Origin of the sequence: Seohaeicola saemankumensis, from assembly GCF_021021435.1 — a bacterium.
Lineage (GTDB): Bacteria > Pseudomonadota > Alphaproteobacteria > Rhodobacterales > Rhodobacteraceae > Seohaeicola.
Genome location: NZ_JAINWI010000020.1, coordinates 15,349 through 31,400 on the forward strand (window position 1 = coordinate 15,349; position 16,052 = coordinate 31,400).

Consider the following 16,052-nt stretch of genomic DNA (forward strand, 5'->3'; position numbering starts at 1 on the left):
TGGCAGTAATCCGCTTCACGATGCGAAAAACCTGTGGCAGCCGCGACCGTCCCGTTTGGCTGCGTAAAGCGCCTGATCGGCGTCTGCCAGCATGCGAGCGGAATCCGGCGCATCATAATCGCCGGACAACACCGACCCCGCACTACAGGATATCCGGCACAGATTGTCGCCATAGGGAACCGGTTGGCTGATCCGCTCGATGATCCGCCGCGCGAGACGGTCAAGCTGGTCGGGATGCTGCAACCCGGGAAACAGCAGCACGAATTCATCCCCGCCGATCCGCGCGGCCAGATCGCCGCTGCGCATCTCGCCTGTCAGGATCGCAGCAACATGGCGCAGCACATGATCGCCGGCGGCATGGCCGAAGGTGTCGTTCACCACCTTGAACAGATCCAGATCAAGATGCATCAGGGCAAAGCCGTCACGCTCCCGCTCAAGTCGGGCAAGCCGCTGATCCAGCGCGCGACGGTTGGCCAGCCCTGTCAGCGTATCGGTCAGCGCCTGCGCCTCGGCTGCGACCATGGCACCGCGCAGGCGCAGGTTCAGCTTGCGGCTCTCCTCCATCGCGGCCGACTTCGCCTCAAACAGATAAAGCATTTCGACCGTCATATCCGTTGCCGCGAAATCGGCGCTGCTGAGGGCATAGTCGCCAAGCGCATCCATGATTGAGATCCCGAATGACAGGTTCAGGACGGATCCCCCCCCGAATGGCACAAGGCTGGCCTTGAAGGTCGTGCGCGGTGGATCGCGGAACACCAGTCGCATCTTGCCGCCCCGCAATTGCGAAAACGCGGATGCTGTGTCGATCCTGCGCGGACGTGTGACCGCGAATAGGTCCAGAAACGGGCGTCCCGCCATGTCCAAGCCCGCCCGCAGCTTCTGCAAGGTCGGCCCAGCATGGATCACATCGCCGCAAGGTGACAAAAGCAGATGCATGGGGCAAAGCACGTCAAGGACGGGGCGCAGCCCGTCAAGCGCGGCGTGGTCCTGCACCGGCGACTGTGCCTGCGGATCACCGGCTTTCCCGCGACATCCGCAGGACCGGACGCGGCTGTCATCTGTCGGGCCAGCCTGTGCCATCTATCCTGCCCTGCGCCCAAGCTCGAACCGTCGCCCTGCGCTATAACCTTGTTCAATCAGGGAAATCTCGATCACCTCACCGCCTGCCCCGCATTTGACAATATCCAGGACGACAAGCGCGCCATAGTCATCCGCCATGGCGCGCAGCACACCCATCATCACATGTCCGAAGCCTTCCAGCGGATCGTCTGACCGGTAGAGTGCGCCCGTCATGCACTGCAGGCTGAAACGGTCGGCGGCGTGGTCCTGCAGTTCCAGTTCGGGCAGGTCCAGATCTGCCACAGCCAGCCGCGCGCGGTCGCGCAGATCGTCAAGCGAATGCAGAAAATCAACATATCCCTCACCACCGAACCGCAGCAGGCGGCGCAGCGCCTCGACATGCGGGTGCGAGACAAGATAGGTGCCCATGTCCTCCAGAAGATCGGCCCTGCTTCGTCGCAGCACGACCGTTGCCGCGTCGATCAGGTTTCGCGTCACCGACGGATCATGCGGCAACAGGGTCTCGAACCCTGCGCTATCCAGTCCGGCATGGCGCAATACGCTTTGCCAGAGGGTGGCCCCATGCGTATCGGTCACAAAACACTGGATTGCCCTGTTGACCAGCGCATGCATCCAAGACCCTTTCCCGCCGCTACATCCAATTCCGGATCATCATCGGCAAGAAGGCTTAACAATTACCCAATATCCTTAATTGGAAACAGTTTTACACCCGCAACACCCGCGTCTTCTTGCGTAAAATATCCTCGGGGGGAGCGTTCCATCACATGGAACGCGGGGGGCCGAATGCCCCCTGCCCGGCTTGCAAAAACAAGGATCAGAAATCGGTCGGCGCGCCGCCCTCGGCCTTGCGGCGGCTGACGAAAGATAGCAGTTCTTCATGCACCGCGATGTCCATCGGCGGGGCCTCGAACGCCTCCATGATCTGGCGGTAGATGCCGTGTGCGCGCTCATGCGTCCAGACCGCCCCCGCGATATCCCACGCTTCGTAATTGCGCCAATCCGACAGAAACGGCTGATAAAACGCCTTCTCGTAACGGTCCTGCGTATGCTGGATGCCAAAGAAATGCCCGTTCGGACCAACCTCGCGGATCGCCTCGAGCGCCAGATCCTCGGGCGTGGTGCCAAAGGTCGCCGGCTCCATATAGCGCTGGATCTGCTGCAAGACCTCGCAATCCATGACGAATTTCTCGGGGCTGGCAATCAGCCCGCCCTCCAGCCAGCCTGCCGCGTGATACACCATATGCGTGCCCGACTGCACCGCCGCCCAGAGACTGTTCGAGGTTTCCCACATTGACTGTCCGTCAGGCACATTGGCCGCGCAGACACCCGATGACCGCATCGGCAGACCGTAGAACCGCGCCAGTTGTCCGGTCATCTGGGTTGCGCGCATATATTCGGGCGTGCCGAAAGCGGGCGCGCCCGATTTCATGTCCACGTTCGAGGTGAAGGTGCCGATCGCGCAAGGCGCCCCCGGTCTGATCCATTGCGCCAATGCTATGGCACAGAGCGCCTCGGCCAAACTTTGCGCGACCGCCCCGGCCATCGTGACAGGCGCCATTGCGCCTGCCAGCGTGAAGGGTGTAACGACCAACCCCTGCCCCCGCCGTGCCAGCCGCATCCAGCCATCCAGCATCGGCATATCGTGCTTCAAGGGCGAGGTCGAATTGATGTTGGTGAACATCCGCGGGCTGGCGTCGAATGCCTCATGGCTCAGCCCGCCTGCGATGCGGACCATCTCCATCACATCCTCGACCCGCTCTTTGCCAAGGCTATAGGCATGTGCGACCTTGTCGGTCAGGGTCAGCGTGTCATAAAGCACATCCAGATGCCGAACCGACGCATGGACATCCACGGGTTCCACCGGATAGCCGCCGATGAAATGGATGCAGTTGAAATATTGGCTAAGCTTGAGCAGATCACGGCACATCTCGCGCGTGCCGGACATCTTGCGGCCCGTCGCCATATCCCAATAGCTGGGTGGCGAGGAGACATTGCCGAACAGGATATGCTCGCCCCCGATGGTGATCTTGTGCGCGGGGTTGCGCGGTGTGATCGTCCATTGCCGCGGGGCGCGGGCGACCATCTCCATCACGAAGTCACGGCCCATGCGGACATTCTCACCCGTGACGGTGCACCCGGCCTCGCGCAGGATGCCGAGCGCCTCGTGGTTCAGGAACTCGATCCCGATCTCTTCGAGGATGATCATCGCGGCCTCGTGGATGGCCTGCACGCCTTCAGGTCGCAGCGGCTCTATCGGCCGGTCGGTATTGATCGGCAGCCGCCAAGACATCTGGTCGATCACCGCCGTGCCACGACGTGTCGCGTTGCCGGCCCGCCCGCCGCTGCGTTTCTTGCGCTGCGCCTCTTCCAACATCACCGGCCTCCTGTTGCTGTTCCCCAGCAAACTACCGGCGCGCGGAATACGCCTTTCCGATTGCGACCGATCACGTCGCTTTTTGCAGATGCGGTGCGGAAGGCTGCTTTAGACCTCGTTCAGGCAGGCACGGGCGCGTCGATCCAGCGCGGGATATGGCCGATATCCGGCAGAACCGCATCGGCGAGCGGGGCTAGATCGGCTGTTACTGCCGTGCCGGTCAGCACACCCAGCGTCTGCATACCTGCCGCGCGCCCCGCGATCAGGTCGTGGCGGCTGTCGCCGACCATAACCACCCGCGCGGGGTCAAGTCCCGTGCTTTGGCAAAAGGCCAGCAAGGGGGTCGCGTCGGGTTTAGCCCCGTGCCCGCTGTCAAAGCCTGCGACAAAATCGAAATGCGCCAGCACGCCCGCCGATCCCAGATGCGCCAGCGCGCCCGCCTCGGTGTCGTTGGTGATCACGCCCAGCGCCAGCCCGCGTCCGACAAGTCCCGCAAGGTAGGGATCAAGCGGCACCGCAGGGACCAAAGGCGCAACAGCGGCGCGCGCGCTCAGAAAGGCCTCGATCGCTTCAATGGGGCGCTCTGGCAGGGCTGCCCCGATAGCCTGGGCAGCCTCGCGGTTGGTGCCCGCGATAATCGGACTGTCGGGCAGGAACGCACGAGCCGCCAGATCGAATACCGCCGCATCCGCGATGCGCTGGGCAAGGGCCGGATCACCACCCGACAAATCTGTAATGACACCCAGCGCCCAGACATCCCATGTCGCCCGAAAATCGAACAGCGTGCCGTCCTTGTCGAAGATGATCCCGTCTACACGCATGTGTCTTTCCCTTACATGGCCCGCCACCTTGCAGACCTGCCCTAAAGTGGCTTCATGACAGGCCAGTTACAAGAGCGTCAGATGCTTGACTTTCTGCCCTTGATCCTGTGGCTTGACGACATGGAAAAAACTGCACCCTACCGTTTGCACGCCTCGTTGGGCTATCACCTGTCTATTGCCGCACGCCTGCAGGAACGGCGTCTGGACGAGCAGTTGAAAACGCTTGGCCTGACGCGCACAACCTGGTGCGTTCTTCTGGCGGTCGGAAACGAGAATCTTTCCCAACCCTCGGAGATCGCCGAATTTGTCGGGATTGACCGCACCGCTACCAGCCGCGCCCTGCGCCAGATGGAGGCGGACGGCCTGCTGGCCCGTTCCAGCGGCACTGAAGATCGCCGCACAAGGCGGGTCGAACTGACCCCGAAAGGTTGCGAGGCGATCGTGACAGCCACCCCTTTTGCGCGCGACAATGCTGCGATCATGGCCGAAAACCTTGAACCGGGGGAACAGGCGGAACTGATCCGCCTGCTGGCCAAACTGCGCCCTGCGGACGGGGCGTTGCTCAACACGCTTTAGGCTGCTGACAAAACAGGCCTATGTCCAATGCATCTGCGCGCCGCCGGGCAGTTGCGCCCGCGCACGCATCGGCGCGTCATAGGGCAGGCCCGCACTGTCGCAAAAGGCGGTGATCCATGCATCCTCCAGCATCAGGAAATCCAGCAAGCCCCCCAGAAACGCAGGATCGCCCGCACCGCTGCGCAGATCATCGACCGAAGCCCCGCTGGCACCCAGAAACTGGCCCAATACCTCGTCGTTACCGGCCATCCAGCCCAGAGCCTGAATAGCCACCATCTCGGCGCGTTCCTGTTCGGCTGCCATTTTTCTCGCTTTCGGAAAGGGTTTCTTAACTACTCGCAATAGAAACTGTCCTGACGCAGGAGGCAAGAAGGCCCCGCTGCGGTGTGAAAGTGCAGGACCATGCCTGGCAAAATCTTGATCGTGGATGATATTCCGACAAATCGCATAATTTTGCGGGTCCGGTTGTCAGCAGCCTTCTATGATGTGATGCAGGCGTCCAGCGCGGTTGAGGCGCTTGATCTGCTGGAACGGCAAACGCCCGATCTGGTTCTGCTCAGCGCGGGTTTACCAGATTGCGACTGTCTTGATCTGTGCCGCAGGATCAGGAAGCGCACGCCCCCTGTTGGCACGGACAACGGGCATGAAACAGGCGCGGGCATGGACCGGATTACACTGTTTCCAGATGCCGGACTGGTCGAGGATACAGCCTGCCCCGCTGTGCTGATCCTTGCCCCCGACAACAATGCAGCCTTGCGCCTTGCCGCGCTGGATGCAGGGGCCGAGGATGTTCTGACCCATCCGCTGGACGACGTGATGTTGCAAGCGCGGCTGCGCAGCCTGATGCGCGTGGGCGAGGCGGCGCAAGAAACCCATATGCGCGACACGACCAGCCGCGCGCTTGGTTTTGCCGAAGCACAGGCACCTTTTCCCCCGCTGGCGCGGATCTGTATTCTGACGGGCGAGTCAACAGCCGCGCAGCCTTGGCTGGCAGGGCTTGACAGATTCAGGGTCGGCCAGATCACCTGCCATGATAGCCAAGGTTTCCTGCGCGAGATGACACAAGGCGCGATGCCCGATCTTTGTGTGATCGTCGTGGAAACAGGCAACCAACCCGCCGCTGCCTTGCGCGTTGTCTCGGGGTTGCGCACCCATCCCGAAACACGACACGCCGCGATCATGGTACTGCTGGACCTGCCGGACAGCCAGCTTGCCGCAGATGCGCTGGATCTGGGCGCAGGCGACGTGGTGTGCGGAAGTGTCAGCCCCGCGGAACTGAGCATGCGGATGGACAGGCAGATCAGGCGCAAACGTATGGCCGACCAGTTGCGCAGCACGCTTCGCGACGGTTTACGCGCGGCTGTGACCGATCCGCTGACAGGACTTTACAACAGGCGCTATGCCCTGCCGCATCTGGCGCGACTGGCAGAACACGCCACGCAAAGCGGGCGACGCTTTGCTGTCATGCTGGCCGATCTGGACCATTTCAAATCGGTCAATGACAGGTTTGGCCATGCTGCAGGCGATGCGGTGCTGATCGAGGTAGCGCAACGCTTGCGCGGCAATCTGAGGGCGGTCGATATGGTCGCCCGCATCGGCGGAGAGGAGTTTCTGATCGTCCTGCCCGATACAGACAGGACCGAAGCAAGGATCGCGGCGCGCCGGTTATGCCGCATAGTCGCGCAGGACGGGTTCCACCTGCCCGGTCAGGACGGGCCAGTGGGCGTCACCCTCAGCATCGGCGTCGCGATGGGGCTTGCACCAGATGATTGTGATGACCAGCCGCTGTCGGACAGGGTGCAAGGTCTGCTGCACGAGGCCGATCAGGCACTTTATCAGGCCAAGGCCTGCGGGCGAAATCAGGTGACGATCCGCAAGCCGGCAGCCTGACCGCAAGGGTCAGGCAGGCCATGCGTCACTCGGCAGCGTCGGTGCGATCCTTCGGGCGTTGATCGCGCGACCTGTCCAGCCGCTCGGCCAGACGGTCGGCAAAGGCGGCACGCTCGGCCTGTGTCATGGTCTCGATCCGCGCCAGCAACAGCGACTGGCCGGTCTCCTGCCGTGCGATACCTGCGGCGAACTGACGGTCCATGATCGCACGCACTTGGGCGGGATCGAACGGATCGGCGCGCAGCGCCTGCACCACCGTGTCGAAGTCGGCACGGATTTGCGCGCGGTCAGGTCGCCCCTCGCCCTGCATCCGGCGCAACTCGCGCCAGATGGCGCGACGGTCCTCGCGGCTGAGTGCTGACGTATAAGGCCCGCCCATCTGGTCCACCCGCAAAGGGCGCTGCTCTTTCATGCTGCCATGTCGCAGCACCGCGCCCACCGCCAGCCCCGCCACAGCAAGATTCAAGGCCAGCGAGACAAACAATAGTGCCTTGATCCAGCGGCGCATCGGTGCGCGGGCTGGCAGTTTGGGGGATTCAGGATCGATCGGATATGTCATGCTCAGCCCTCGTTCAGCTCCATCGCGATGTCAAAGTCCAGTTCTGGCATCAGATCGACAAGATAGCTGTCGGTCTCGGACGTGGTGCCCAGCACTGCAACGGTCAGATCACCGAGAGCGGCTGGCGCACTGAACCCGATGAGCAGACCAGCCACCCCCGCCGCGGCCAGCCCGCCAAGGGCAGGCCATCCACCCAGAGCGTCGCGCAATTGCGTCCAGAAAGGCACAGTCCGGCGCGCGCCCCGCGCGGGCGGCGCCTGTCGCGCCTGTGAATCCAGTGCATCCGCCAGAACACGCGCCATCAACCCATCAGACGGATCGGGCCGGTCGCGTTGCGCGGCGTCAAAGAACAGATCAAGCTCTGCATCATCGTTCCGGTCGTGATTTCGGTTACTCATCGCGATACCCCAATTCTGCCCGCCGTCCGGTCAAGACCGCCGCAAGCGCACGTTTGCCCCGCGCGACCAGACTTTCGACCGCCTCGGCGCTGATGTCCATGATCTGGGCGATCTCGGGATTGCCCAAACCTTCGATATGACGCAGCACGACCGCCTGTCGCTGCCGTTCCGGCAAGCCGTCCAGCGCCTGCTGCAAGGCTTGTGCGCGGCTTTCATCCTGCATGGCCTGCATGGCGCTTGGCGCCCCGTCTTCCGGCTCGGGCACCGAATCGAGCGCCACGCCACGCCGTTTGCGCAGACGGTCTGTCGCCAGATTGGCCGTCACACGGTAAAGCCATGTCGTGATTCTGGCCTCACCCTCGCGCCAGTCGGGCGCGATCCGCCACAATCTCAGCAAAGCCTCCTGCGCGACATCCTCGGCCTCGGCCCTGTCGCCCAGCAGACGCAGCGCGTGGCCGAAGACCCGCGGTGTCAGACGCAGCGTCAATTCACGCGCCGCCGCTGCATCACCCGCGGCAAAGCGTCTGAGCAGCAGGTCGTCAGGGTCTTCCGATCGGGCATCAAAAGGCATGTGCATTGTCCCTTTGGCCTATCCTGTCCGGCTTGTTTCGGCAATTCATTGTGCAGAAGAACTGCCTTGCCGTTCATGTGTTTGGGGCGGCCCTGCCCGACCGCCCCGGTCCATCACCCGAACGGATCAGTCCGCCTTGGGTACCGGACGATCGCCACGCGGGCCGCGTTCGGCCCATGCGGCACGGGCCGATTCCATCTCCTCGCGCGAGATGGCACCATCGCCGTCGGTGTCCACGCGGTTGAGCATCCGCGCGAAACGGTCACCACCGCGCGGCCCTGCCTGCATCTCCTCGGGCGACAGCTTACCATCCTTGTCGGCATCCATCCGTTCGATCATGCGGGCGCTGCGGTCCTGCATCCGTGCGGTGGCCTGCGCCTGCATTTGGGCCTGTAACTCGGCCACATCGACGAACCCGTCGCTGTTTGCATCGGCCGCATCAAAACGCAGGCTTGCATGGGCCTGCATCTCTTCGGCTGTGATCTTGCCATCAGAGTCGGCATCCAACTCGTCAAAATTCAGCATCGCGCCACGCTCGCCCATCACGTGCCCCCCCATTGCATGGTGGCCCATTCCGGCATTGCCATGGGATGCGGCGATGCCGACAGCAGCGGTGCCCGCCAGCGCAAGGGCGGTAAGCCCAGAAATCAGAACGGCACGTTTCATAGTGGTCTCTCCAGTTTGGTTGTCTTGTGAAGCACCGGCTTCTTGCCCGTGTTCTGGATGTGATACGCAGGCCGTTGCGCGTTCCGTCGCGGCCCACCGCAATTTTCGCGACATGAGGACGCGGCAACAGCTTCCACCCTTTCATCCGCCCCCGATTTCACGGATGTTGCGACCTTGACCAACCCAGAGGCACCTATGCGCGATTCCAACCCCTCCCTTGCCGACGACACGACGGATACCGACACCGCCCCGTCCGGAACGATGCGCGCAAACTGGCCCGCCATGCGCAAAGGCTGGTGCGGCAAATGCCCCAATTGCGGCAGCGGCCCCCTGCTGAGCGGCTATCTGACCGTGCGGAAATCCTGCCCCGTCTGCCGCGAGGAGTTCTATCACCACCGCGCGGATGACGGCCCTGCCTATCTGACGATCCTTCTGGTCGGCCATATCATGGCCCCCCTGCTTTTGATCGTGTTCGAGACCTTCCGCCCCGAACCGCTGATCCTGTTTACAATCTTCGCCCTTGGCTCTGTCGTTCTCTCGCTCTACCTTCTGCCCAGATTGAAAGGGGCAATCGTCGGCCTGCAATGGGCGCGCCTGATGTACGGGTTCGCCAAGGCCGCGTGATCCTTTCGGTATGAAGGGAACGACATGAACATCGACAAGACTGCAATCCGCAACGCCTCGACTGTGATCGTGCTGCGTAACCGCCATGACGATCCGCATGTCCTGATGGGTCAACGCGGATCAACCGCCGCGTTCATGCCCGATAAATTCGTCTTTCCGGGCGGAGCTGTCGATGATGCGGACCGATCGGTGCCGCTGGTCACACCCCTGCCCGATCTTTGCGCGGGCCGTCTGTGCGATGATGCGCCGCCCGATCTGGCCAATGCGCTGGCCGCCGCCGCCATCCGCGAACTTTGGGAGGAAACGGGCCTTGTGCTGGGGGCCAAGGGCCTTTGGACCAGCCCGCCGCCCGACTGGCAGACCTTCGCGGCGACCGGCCATATGCCTGCTGCCCATCCGCTGCAATTCGTCTTCCGTGCGATTACCCCACCGGGCCGGCCACGACGTTTCGACGCTCGGTTCTTTCTGGTCGATGCCGATGATCTGGCCAGCGATCCTGACGATTTCGGCGCCGCCTGTGACGAGCTTTCGCATCTGCAATGGATACCGCTGCCGCGCGTGCGCGAATTCGATCTGCCCTTCATCACCGAGGTAGTTCTGGCAGAGGTCGCAGCGCGTGCACGCGACACGGAACCGCCCGCAAGCGTGCCCTTCTTCAAGAATTCTGAGGAGGAAAGCCTGTTCCTGCGCCTTAAAGGATTAGGACCAATGACAGGACGCTCGCACTGAGCAGTGCAATCCCTGCCGCCTCGCGGCGGGTGAGTTTTTCGTTGAAAAACAACACCGAAGCCGCCAGCGAGAAGATCAGCTCGACCTGTCCGACCGCATTGACATAGGCCGCGTTCTGCAAGGTGAAGGCCGTGAACCAGCACAGGCTTCCCGCCATCGAGGTGAGGCCGATCCAGACCGCGCGACGCCGCGCTGCGATCACCGCCCCGATCTGTCCCGGCTCGCGCCAGTGTAACCACAGGATCATGGCCATGGTCTGTGAAGCCGTCACCGCGCCAAGTGTGACCATGGCGCGCAAGAAAGGATCGTCGCTTCCCAGTTCCAGCGAAGCCCCACGATAGGTAACCCCCGAAATGGCGAAAAGGATACCCGACAGCAGACCAAGCCCTGCCGCACGCGTCGCAATTCGCTGCCACAGATTGCCGGTCAGACCCGGTGTGCCCGACAAGAACAACACGCCTACCAGCCCCACCAGAATCGCAGCAAGACCTGCGGCACTGACCCCCTCGCCCAGCACGACAAGCCCGACAAGCGCTGTCTGGACAACCTCGGTCTTTTTGAAGGTGATGCCGACCGCGAAATTGCGCTGGCGGAACAGCGCGACAACACAGACGGTTGCCAGTATCTGCGCCAGCCCGCCGGTCAACGCATAGGCCCAGAAAAGACCGCTGAACGCGGGCAAAGCCAGCCCTTGGGTGCCAAGATAGACGGCAACCAGCAGCAAAACCAGCGGGGCCGAATAGACAAAGCGCGCGAATGTCGCCCCTGCCGTCGACAAAGCCCCCATGCTGAGCTGCTTTTGCAGCATGAAGCGCGCTGTCTGGAAGGCGGCGGCAAGGATGGTGGCGATGACCCATGTTTCCATGGGCGCACTCATGCCCTCAAATCACGGGCGACGCCAGAGGGGATGCGGTACAGGGTCTTTGGCCTTGAACAGGTAGCGGCGGAACACCTCGGCATAGGAGGCGAACATATAGCCGTCATTGCGCGCCAGATAGCGGGCGCGATTGGGGAAATACAAAGCCGGCAGCCGGTACCAAGGCAGTTTGGGATGCATGTGGTGCACGACATGCAGGTTGTTGTTCAGAAACAGAAAAGCCAGCAATCCGCGATCCTCGATGATCACGGTTCGCCCACGCGCGCGCGCATGGGCCTGATGCTCCAGAAAGGTGCGGATCTTCAGGATCGACAACGCGGCGTAGCTGGACAACACAAACGCCCAGACCGGCATTTGCCCCAGTGCGACCATCCACCATACCACCAGCGCCAGCGCCGGAAGATGCCACAACCAACCCGCCAGAACGCGCTTGTCACCCGCACGGATCGCGCGCCAGTCCGATACCATGAACGCCACCTGCCCGATCATCGGTCCGATCAGAAGCCGCCCCACCAGCCTGTTGTTCAAGTTCAGCACTGCCTGTTTCAGCGGCGACAGGCGGTTCCAGACGCCCTGATCCAGATAATTGCTTTCCGGATCGTCATAGGGATCGGTCAGGATCGAATCCGTGTGATGCGCCAGATGGGTATCGCGGAACCGCTGATAGGGGATGCACAGGGACAGCGCCGGAAAGACCAGCGCCTCGTTCAGGATACGGCGCTGGAAGGGATGCCCGTGCAGCGCCTCGTGGCAAAGCGAGGAATGCAACACCGCCGCCAGCGTCACCATCAGCATGCCCAAGGGCAGGAACCAGACAGCGGCCCATGTCGTGCCAATTCCCCAGACAAGATAGCACAGGCTCAACAGACCAAGTGTCGGCCATTCCACAGGTTTCGGCAAAACCGGGCGCGGGGCAATTTCCATTTTTACCTACGGTGAGTGTGCGCTTCAGCGGTACTGCGCGCCGCTGTCTGTGTGAATTCTGAATATGATTAACAAAAGACGACAACTGTGATAGTTATCACCGTATGCGACAAATTATCGACAAACGACAACGTGCGATCCAGTTCCGCCAGCGCCTTGCCACGGCGATGGACGCGAAACATCTCAGCCAGAGCGCGCTGGCCCGTCAGATCGGCGTTGACCGCTCGACCCTGTCGCAACTTCTGGGCGGTGACGGGGCGCGCTTGCCCAATGCACAAGTCGTCGGCGAATGCGCGGCGGCGCTGGGTGTCTCGGCCGATTGGCTGCTATCCTTGTCGGACAGGCCCGAAAGTGCCGCCGATCTGATGGCGACATCGCTATCGCTGACCGAGGCCCCCCGCGCGCTAGTGGACGAACAGATTTTCAGCTGGCACCGCGAGGCTGCGGGTTACAAAATCCGCCATGTGCCCGCTGCATTGCCCGACATGCTCAAGACCCAAAGCCTGCTGGAATGGGAATATAGCCCCCATCTGGGGCGCACCACGACACAGGCGATCAATGCCTCTCAGGACCGACTGAACTGGATGCGGGGGGCGCATTCGGATTACGAGATCGCCCTGCCCTTGCATGAGATGGACAGCTTTGCCTGCGGCACCGGCTATTACAGCGGCCTCGCGGAGGAGTTGCGGATGGAACAGATCGACAGGTTCCAGTCCCTGCATGATCAGTACTACCCCGGCCTGCGGCTTTATCTCTTCGATGCGCGCCGCGTCTATTCGGCGCCCATCACGATTTTCGGCCCGCTTCTGGCCGTTCTCTATGTCGGGCGCAATTACGTAGCCTTCCGCGATAGCGAAAGGGTTCAAGCCTTCACCCGCCATTTCGACCATCTGGTGCGCGAGGCCGCAATTTCCCCGCGCGACCTGCCCGCATACCTTGGCAAGTTACGCGCCGGCATCGTTTGACCACAGCAGCGCTTCATCTTGCCAGACACATGCGAACTCTAACTCTGACGCGGATCACCCACGGCACGGCCCATCCCTTGGGGCCGGTCCAGCGCGGCATGGGCCTGCGCCAGCCTGTCCAGAGCCGCCCTGATCTGCGGGGCCGGATCACTGGCGCGACGCGTGCCCAGATCGACATGGACCAGCATATGCTCTGCCGTGGCCAGCACACGCGCGCCCGATCGCATCTCGTGCCAAAGCTGCATCCGCTTTCCCGTCGCGGATAGCAGCGTGGTGCGGATCTCCAGCGCGGCCCCTGCTGTCACTTCGTCCAGATGGCGGATATGCGTCTCGACCGTGAAAAAACTACCACCTGCCGCGATATAGGCCGCATCGCAGCCCACTATTTCCATCACCCGGTCGGTCGCATTGCCGAAGGCGTGCAAATAGCGGGCCTCGGTCATGTGGCCATTGTAATCCAGCCAGTCCAGAGGCACAGCCCGCGCCACTGTCAGCAGCGGTTGTGTCAGGTCAGCCAGATCGTCCAGCCGCCGCACCAGACCCGATGCCGCCTCGCGGCTGGCATCATGGGCATTCTGGAGGGCACCCGCGCCCCAGTCCCTTTCAGCCAGACTCCGCATGATCCCCACCATATTGCGGTCGCGGATACGCTCCAACTCGCGGATCGTGTGCATGCCCGATTGTGTATCGGACTGGTCTGCGACCCTGTCGATCAATTCATCGGTCAGGTCGGGCACATCGGTCAGCTTGGTCCAGGGCCATTGCAGGCAGGGGCCGAACTGGGCGATGAAATGGCGCATACCGGCCTCGCCGCCTGCGATACGGTAGGTCTCGAACAGACCCATCTGCGCCCAGCGCAGACCAAAGCCGTAGCGGATCGCGTTGTCGATCTCTTCCGTTGTGGCGATCCCGTCGCGCACCAGCCACAGCGCCTCCCGCCAGACGGCTTCCAACAGTCGGTCTGCGATATGGGCGTCGATCTCGCGCCGCAGATGCAGAGGCATCATGCCCAGCGAGGACAGGATCGCACGGGCGCGGGCTGTCATATCCTCGGGGTTCGCCTCTGTTGTAACCAGTTCGACCAGCGGCAACAGATAGACAGGGTTGAACGGATGGGTCACCACGATCTGTTCGGGCCGCGTGGCGCATCCCTGCAACTCGGACGGTTTGAAACCCGATGTGGACGAGCCGATAATCGCATCCCGCGCGCAATGGGTTTGCAGAGTCTGGAACACCTTGCGTTTGAGGTCCAGCCGTTCGGGCACGCTTTCCTGTATCCAGCTTGCGCCCGCCACCGCATCGGACAGGGTTGTATGAAAGCTCAATCTGCCCTCTGGCGGCAAGGCCACATTGCCTAGTCCGGGCAGAGCGAGTCGGGCATTGTCCAGCACATGGTTGATCTTGCGCTCGGCCTCGGGATCTGGGTCGAAGACCCGCACATCCCAGCCATTCAGCAAAAAGCGTGCGGCCCAGCCACCGCCAATCACGCCCCCGCCAATAATCGCGGCCGTGCCGCGCTGGTCGTGCTGATCCACCATTACATCGCCCCTTCGAGTTGCGCCAAATCGTATCCGTACCAATTCAGGATTTCGCGCGCGGCGCGCAACCTGTCAGGCGCGGGTGTGGCGCTGCGGTCCAGAATGAAAGCACGCGATCCCGAGGGCGTTCCCAGAACAGCCGTGCGGAACCCTTCATCCACCCAGAGCACCCATAGCTCCTCGGCCTGCGCCTCGCTGCCCGTAGCGCGCAACCGCCCCGGCGCTGGCTGATCATAGACCTGCCGCCGCGTCACGCCATCTGCCTCTGTTATGTCGGCGACCAGTTGTCCTGTCGTGGCAAGACGGTAGAGATGCGTTTGTGGCGTAATCCCCTGACCGGATTGCATGAATTCGGCAACCCGCACCCATTCCCCCAGAAAACGCGGAATCTCGAAACGCGAGATCGAGGCGAAAGGCGCTGACGGATCACGGAACCCCCGTTCGGCCACAGGGGCTGTGCAGGCCAGCAGCGCGGTCAGGACCGCAAGAAGGCCAAACGCGAGAATTCCCCTCATGCGCCCACCGGCGCGCGCTTGACCAGCCCCAGTTTCGCGCGCAGTTCGGCAGGGGTCATCACCCTGGCGCCCATGCGCTCGACGATCCCCACCGCCCGCTCGACCAATTGCGCGTTGGTGGCCAGTGCACCCTTGTCCAGCCAGAGGTTATCCTCAAGCCCAACGCGCACATGCCCCCCTGCCAGCACGGCAGCAGCGGCATAAGCCATCTGGTTGCGCCCCAGCGAGAAGGCGGAAAAGGTCCAGTCCTCGGGGACGTTGTTCACCATCGCCATGAACGTGTTCAGGTCATCGGGCGCGCCCCACGGCACGCCCATGCAAAGCTGCACAAGGGCCGGGGCATCCAGAATGCCCTCGGATACCAATTGCTTGGCCAGCCACAGATGGCCGGTGTCAAAGGCCTCGATCTCCGGCTTCACACCCAGATCGGTCATCATCCGGCCCATGGCCCGCAGCATCCCGGGCGTGTTGGTCATGACGTAATCGGCTTCGGCGAAATTCATCGTGCCGCAATCCAGCGTGCAAATCTCGGGCAGGCATTGCGCGATATGGGCGACCCGTTCTGCCGCACCGACCATGTCGGTGCCCGCCGCCAGCGGAAACGGCGCGTCCGTGCCGCCGAACACGATATCGCCGCCCATCCCAGCGGTCAGGTTCAGCACGACATCGACATCCGCGGCGCGGATCAGGTCTGTTACCTCACGGTAAAGATCCAACCTGCGCGACGGCGCGCCGCTGTCGGGATCGCGCACATGGCAATGCACGACAGCGGCACCTGCACGGGCGGCATCAATCGCGCTGTCAGCAATCTGGCGCGGGCTGCGCGGGACATGCGGGCTGCGATCCTGCGTTGCCCCCGATCCGGTTACGGCACAGGTGATGAAAACCTCGCGGGTCATGGCAAGCGGCATGGATGGCTCCTGTCTGGCCGGAGGCTGCAAACAC

General features: G+C 62.6%; 19 protein-coding genes. 5 read left to right on the top strand and 14 right to left on the bottom strand.

Annotated elements, in window-relative coordinates:
* Nucleotides 1–15: 15 nt before the first annotated feature.
* The 4 genes from K7H22_RS17510 to K7H22_RS17525 form a co-directional block, all read right to left on the bottom strand.
* On the bottom strand, nt 16–1,080 hold the full coding sequence (locus tag K7H22_RS17510; protein ID WP_230802140.1) for a GGDEF domain-containing protein: 1,065 nt from the start codon (nt 1,078–1,080) through the stop codon (nt 16–18).
* The gene (locus K7H22_RS17515; protein WP_230802141.1) at nt 1,081–1,692 is read right to left on the bottom strand and encodes a heme NO-binding domain-containing protein; all 612 of its coding nucleotides are present in this window, start codon (nt 1,690–1,692) and stop codon (nt 1,081–1,083) included.
* A 202-nt stretch (nt 1,693–1,894) separates the two neighbouring features.
* The gene (locus K7H22_RS17520; protein ID WP_230802142.1) at nt 1,895–3,454 is read right to left on the bottom strand and encodes a trimethylamine methyltransferase family protein; all 1,560 of its coding nucleotides are present in this window, start codon (nt 3,452–3,454) and stop codon (nt 1,895–1,897) included.
* Nucleotides 3,455–3,573: 119 nt separating this feature from the next.
* Nucleotides 3,574–4,275 (bottom strand): HAD family hydrolase, encoded by a 702-nt coding sequence (locus K7H22_RS17525; protein ID WP_230802143.1) that lies wholly within the window; start codon nt 4,273–4,275, stop codon nt 3,574–3,576.
* A gap of 81 nt (nt 4,276–4,356) precedes the next feature.
* On the opposite strand from K7H22_RS17525, the gene K7H22_RS17530 reads away from it, so the two are divergent.
* Nucleotides 4,357–4,851 (top strand): MarR family winged helix-turn-helix transcriptional regulator, encoded by a 495-nt coding sequence (locus K7H22_RS17530; RefSeq protein WP_230802144.1) that lies wholly within the window; start codon nt 4,357–4,359, stop codon nt 4,849–4,851.
* An 18-nt stretch (nt 4,852–4,869) separates the two neighbouring features.
* Here the strand turns inward: K7H22_RS17530 and K7H22_RS17535 are convergent, their stop codons facing one another.
* Nucleotides 4,870–5,154, bottom strand: a complete 285-nt coding sequence (locus tag K7H22_RS17535) for a DUF3572 domain-containing protein (RefSeq protein WP_230802145.1) — start codon at nt 5,152–5,154, stop codon at nt 4,870–4,872.
* 99 nt (nt 5,155–5,253) lie between these two features.
* On the opposite strand from K7H22_RS17535, the gene K7H22_RS17540 reads away from it, so the two are divergent.
* A complete protein-coding gene (locus tag K7H22_RS17540) occupies nt 5,254–6,741 on the top strand; it encodes a diguanylate cyclase (protein WP_230802146.1) in 1,488 nt (495 codons plus the stop codon).
* Nucleotides 6,742–6,766: 25 nt separating this feature from the next.
* On the opposite strand, the gene K7H22_RS17545 is transcribed toward K7H22_RS17540, so the two are convergent.
* The 4 genes from K7H22_RS17545 to K7H22_RS17560 form a co-directional block, all read right to left on the bottom strand.
* Nucleotides 6,767–7,300: a periplasmic heavy metal sensor gene (locus K7H22_RS17545; RefSeq protein ID WP_230802147.1), complete on the bottom strand. Its 534-nt coding sequence runs from the start codon at nt 7,298–7,300 to the stop codon at nt 6,767–6,769.
* 2 nt (nt 7,301–7,302) lie between these two features.
* Nucleotides 7,303–7,698, bottom strand: coding sequence for a hypothetical protein (locus tag K7H22_RS17550; RefSeq protein ID WP_230802148.1), 396 nt, complete (start codon nt 7,696–7,698; stop codon nt 7,303–7,305).
* On the bottom strand, nt 7,691–8,275 hold the full coding sequence (locus K7H22_RS17555; protein ID WP_230802149.1) for an RNA polymerase sigma factor: 585 nt from the start codon (nt 8,273–8,275) through the stop codon (nt 7,691–7,693). Before K7H22_RS17555 ends, K7H22_RS17550 begins: the two co-directional genes overlap by 8 nt.
* A 120-nt stretch (nt 8,276–8,395) precedes the next feature.
* Nucleotides 8,396–8,935 carry an EF-hand domain-containing protein gene (locus K7H22_RS17560; protein ID WP_230802150.1) on the bottom strand — a complete coding sequence of 180 codons (540 nt, stop codon included), beginning with the start codon at nt 8,933–8,935 and terminating at the stop codon, nt 8,396–8,398.
* A 195-nt stretch (nt 8,936–9,130) separates the two neighbouring features.
* Between K7H22_RS17560 and K7H22_RS17565 the strand changes: the two genes are divergently transcribed.
* On the top strand, nt 9,131–9,559 hold the full coding sequence (locus tag K7H22_RS17565) for a DUF983 domain-containing protein (protein WP_419248193.1): 429 nt from the start codon (nt 9,131–9,133) through the stop codon (nt 9,557–9,559).
* Between the two features lie 24 nt (nt 9,560–9,583).
* Entirely contained in the window at nt 9,584–10,288 is a 705-nt protein-coding gene (locus K7H22_RS17570) for an NUDIX hydrolase (protein WP_230802151.1), read from the top strand.
* Here the strand turns inward: K7H22_RS17570 and K7H22_RS17575 are convergent.
* Nucleotides 10,251–11,153 carry a DMT family transporter gene (locus tag K7H22_RS17575; protein WP_230802152.1) on the bottom strand — a complete coding sequence of 301 codons (903 nt, stop codon included), beginning with the start codon at nt 11,151–11,153 and terminating at the stop codon, nt 10,251–10,253. The two genes, K7H22_RS17570 and K7H22_RS17575, sit on opposite strands and share 38 nt — an antisense overlap.
* Nucleotides 11,154–11,174: 21 nt before the next feature.
* Entirely contained in the window at nt 11,175–12,089 is a 915-nt protein-coding gene (locus K7H22_RS17580) for a fatty acid desaturase (RefSeq protein WP_230802153.1), read from the bottom strand.
* Between the two features lie 104 nt (nt 12,090–12,193).
* On the opposite strand from K7H22_RS17580, the gene K7H22_RS17585 reads away from it, so the two are divergent.
* Nucleotides 12,194–13,054 carry a helix-turn-helix domain-containing protein gene (locus tag K7H22_RS17585; protein ID WP_230802154.1) on the top strand — a complete coding sequence of 287 codons (861 nt, stop codon included), beginning with the start codon at nt 12,194–12,196 and terminating at the stop codon, nt 13,052–13,054.
* 38 nt (nt 13,055–13,092) lie between these two features.
* On the opposite strand, the gene K7H22_RS17590 is transcribed toward K7H22_RS17585, so the two are convergent.
* The 3 genes from K7H22_RS17590 to K7H22_RS17600 are packed head-to-tail and all read right to left on the bottom strand — an operon-like array spanning nt 13,093 to nt 16,018.
* Nucleotides 13,093–14,592, bottom strand: coding sequence for a carnitine 3-dehydrogenase (locus K7H22_RS17590; protein ID WP_230802155.1), 1,500 nt, complete (start codon nt 14,590–14,592; stop codon nt 13,093–13,095).
* Nucleotides 14,592–15,107, bottom strand: coding sequence for a lipocalin family protein (locus K7H22_RS17595; protein WP_230802156.1), 516 nt, complete (start codon nt 15,105–15,107; stop codon nt 14,592–14,594). Before K7H22_RS17595 ends, K7H22_RS17590 begins: the two co-directional genes overlap by 1 nt.
* Nucleotides 15,104–16,018, bottom strand: a complete 915-nt coding sequence (locus K7H22_RS17600; RefSeq protein ID WP_230802157.1) for a 3-keto-5-aminohexanoate cleavage protein — start codon at nt 16,016–16,018, stop codon at nt 15,104–15,106. The genes K7H22_RS17595 and K7H22_RS17600 overlap by 4 nt, the downstream gene beginning before the upstream one ends.
* Nucleotides 16,019–16,052: the final 34 nt, after the last annotated feature.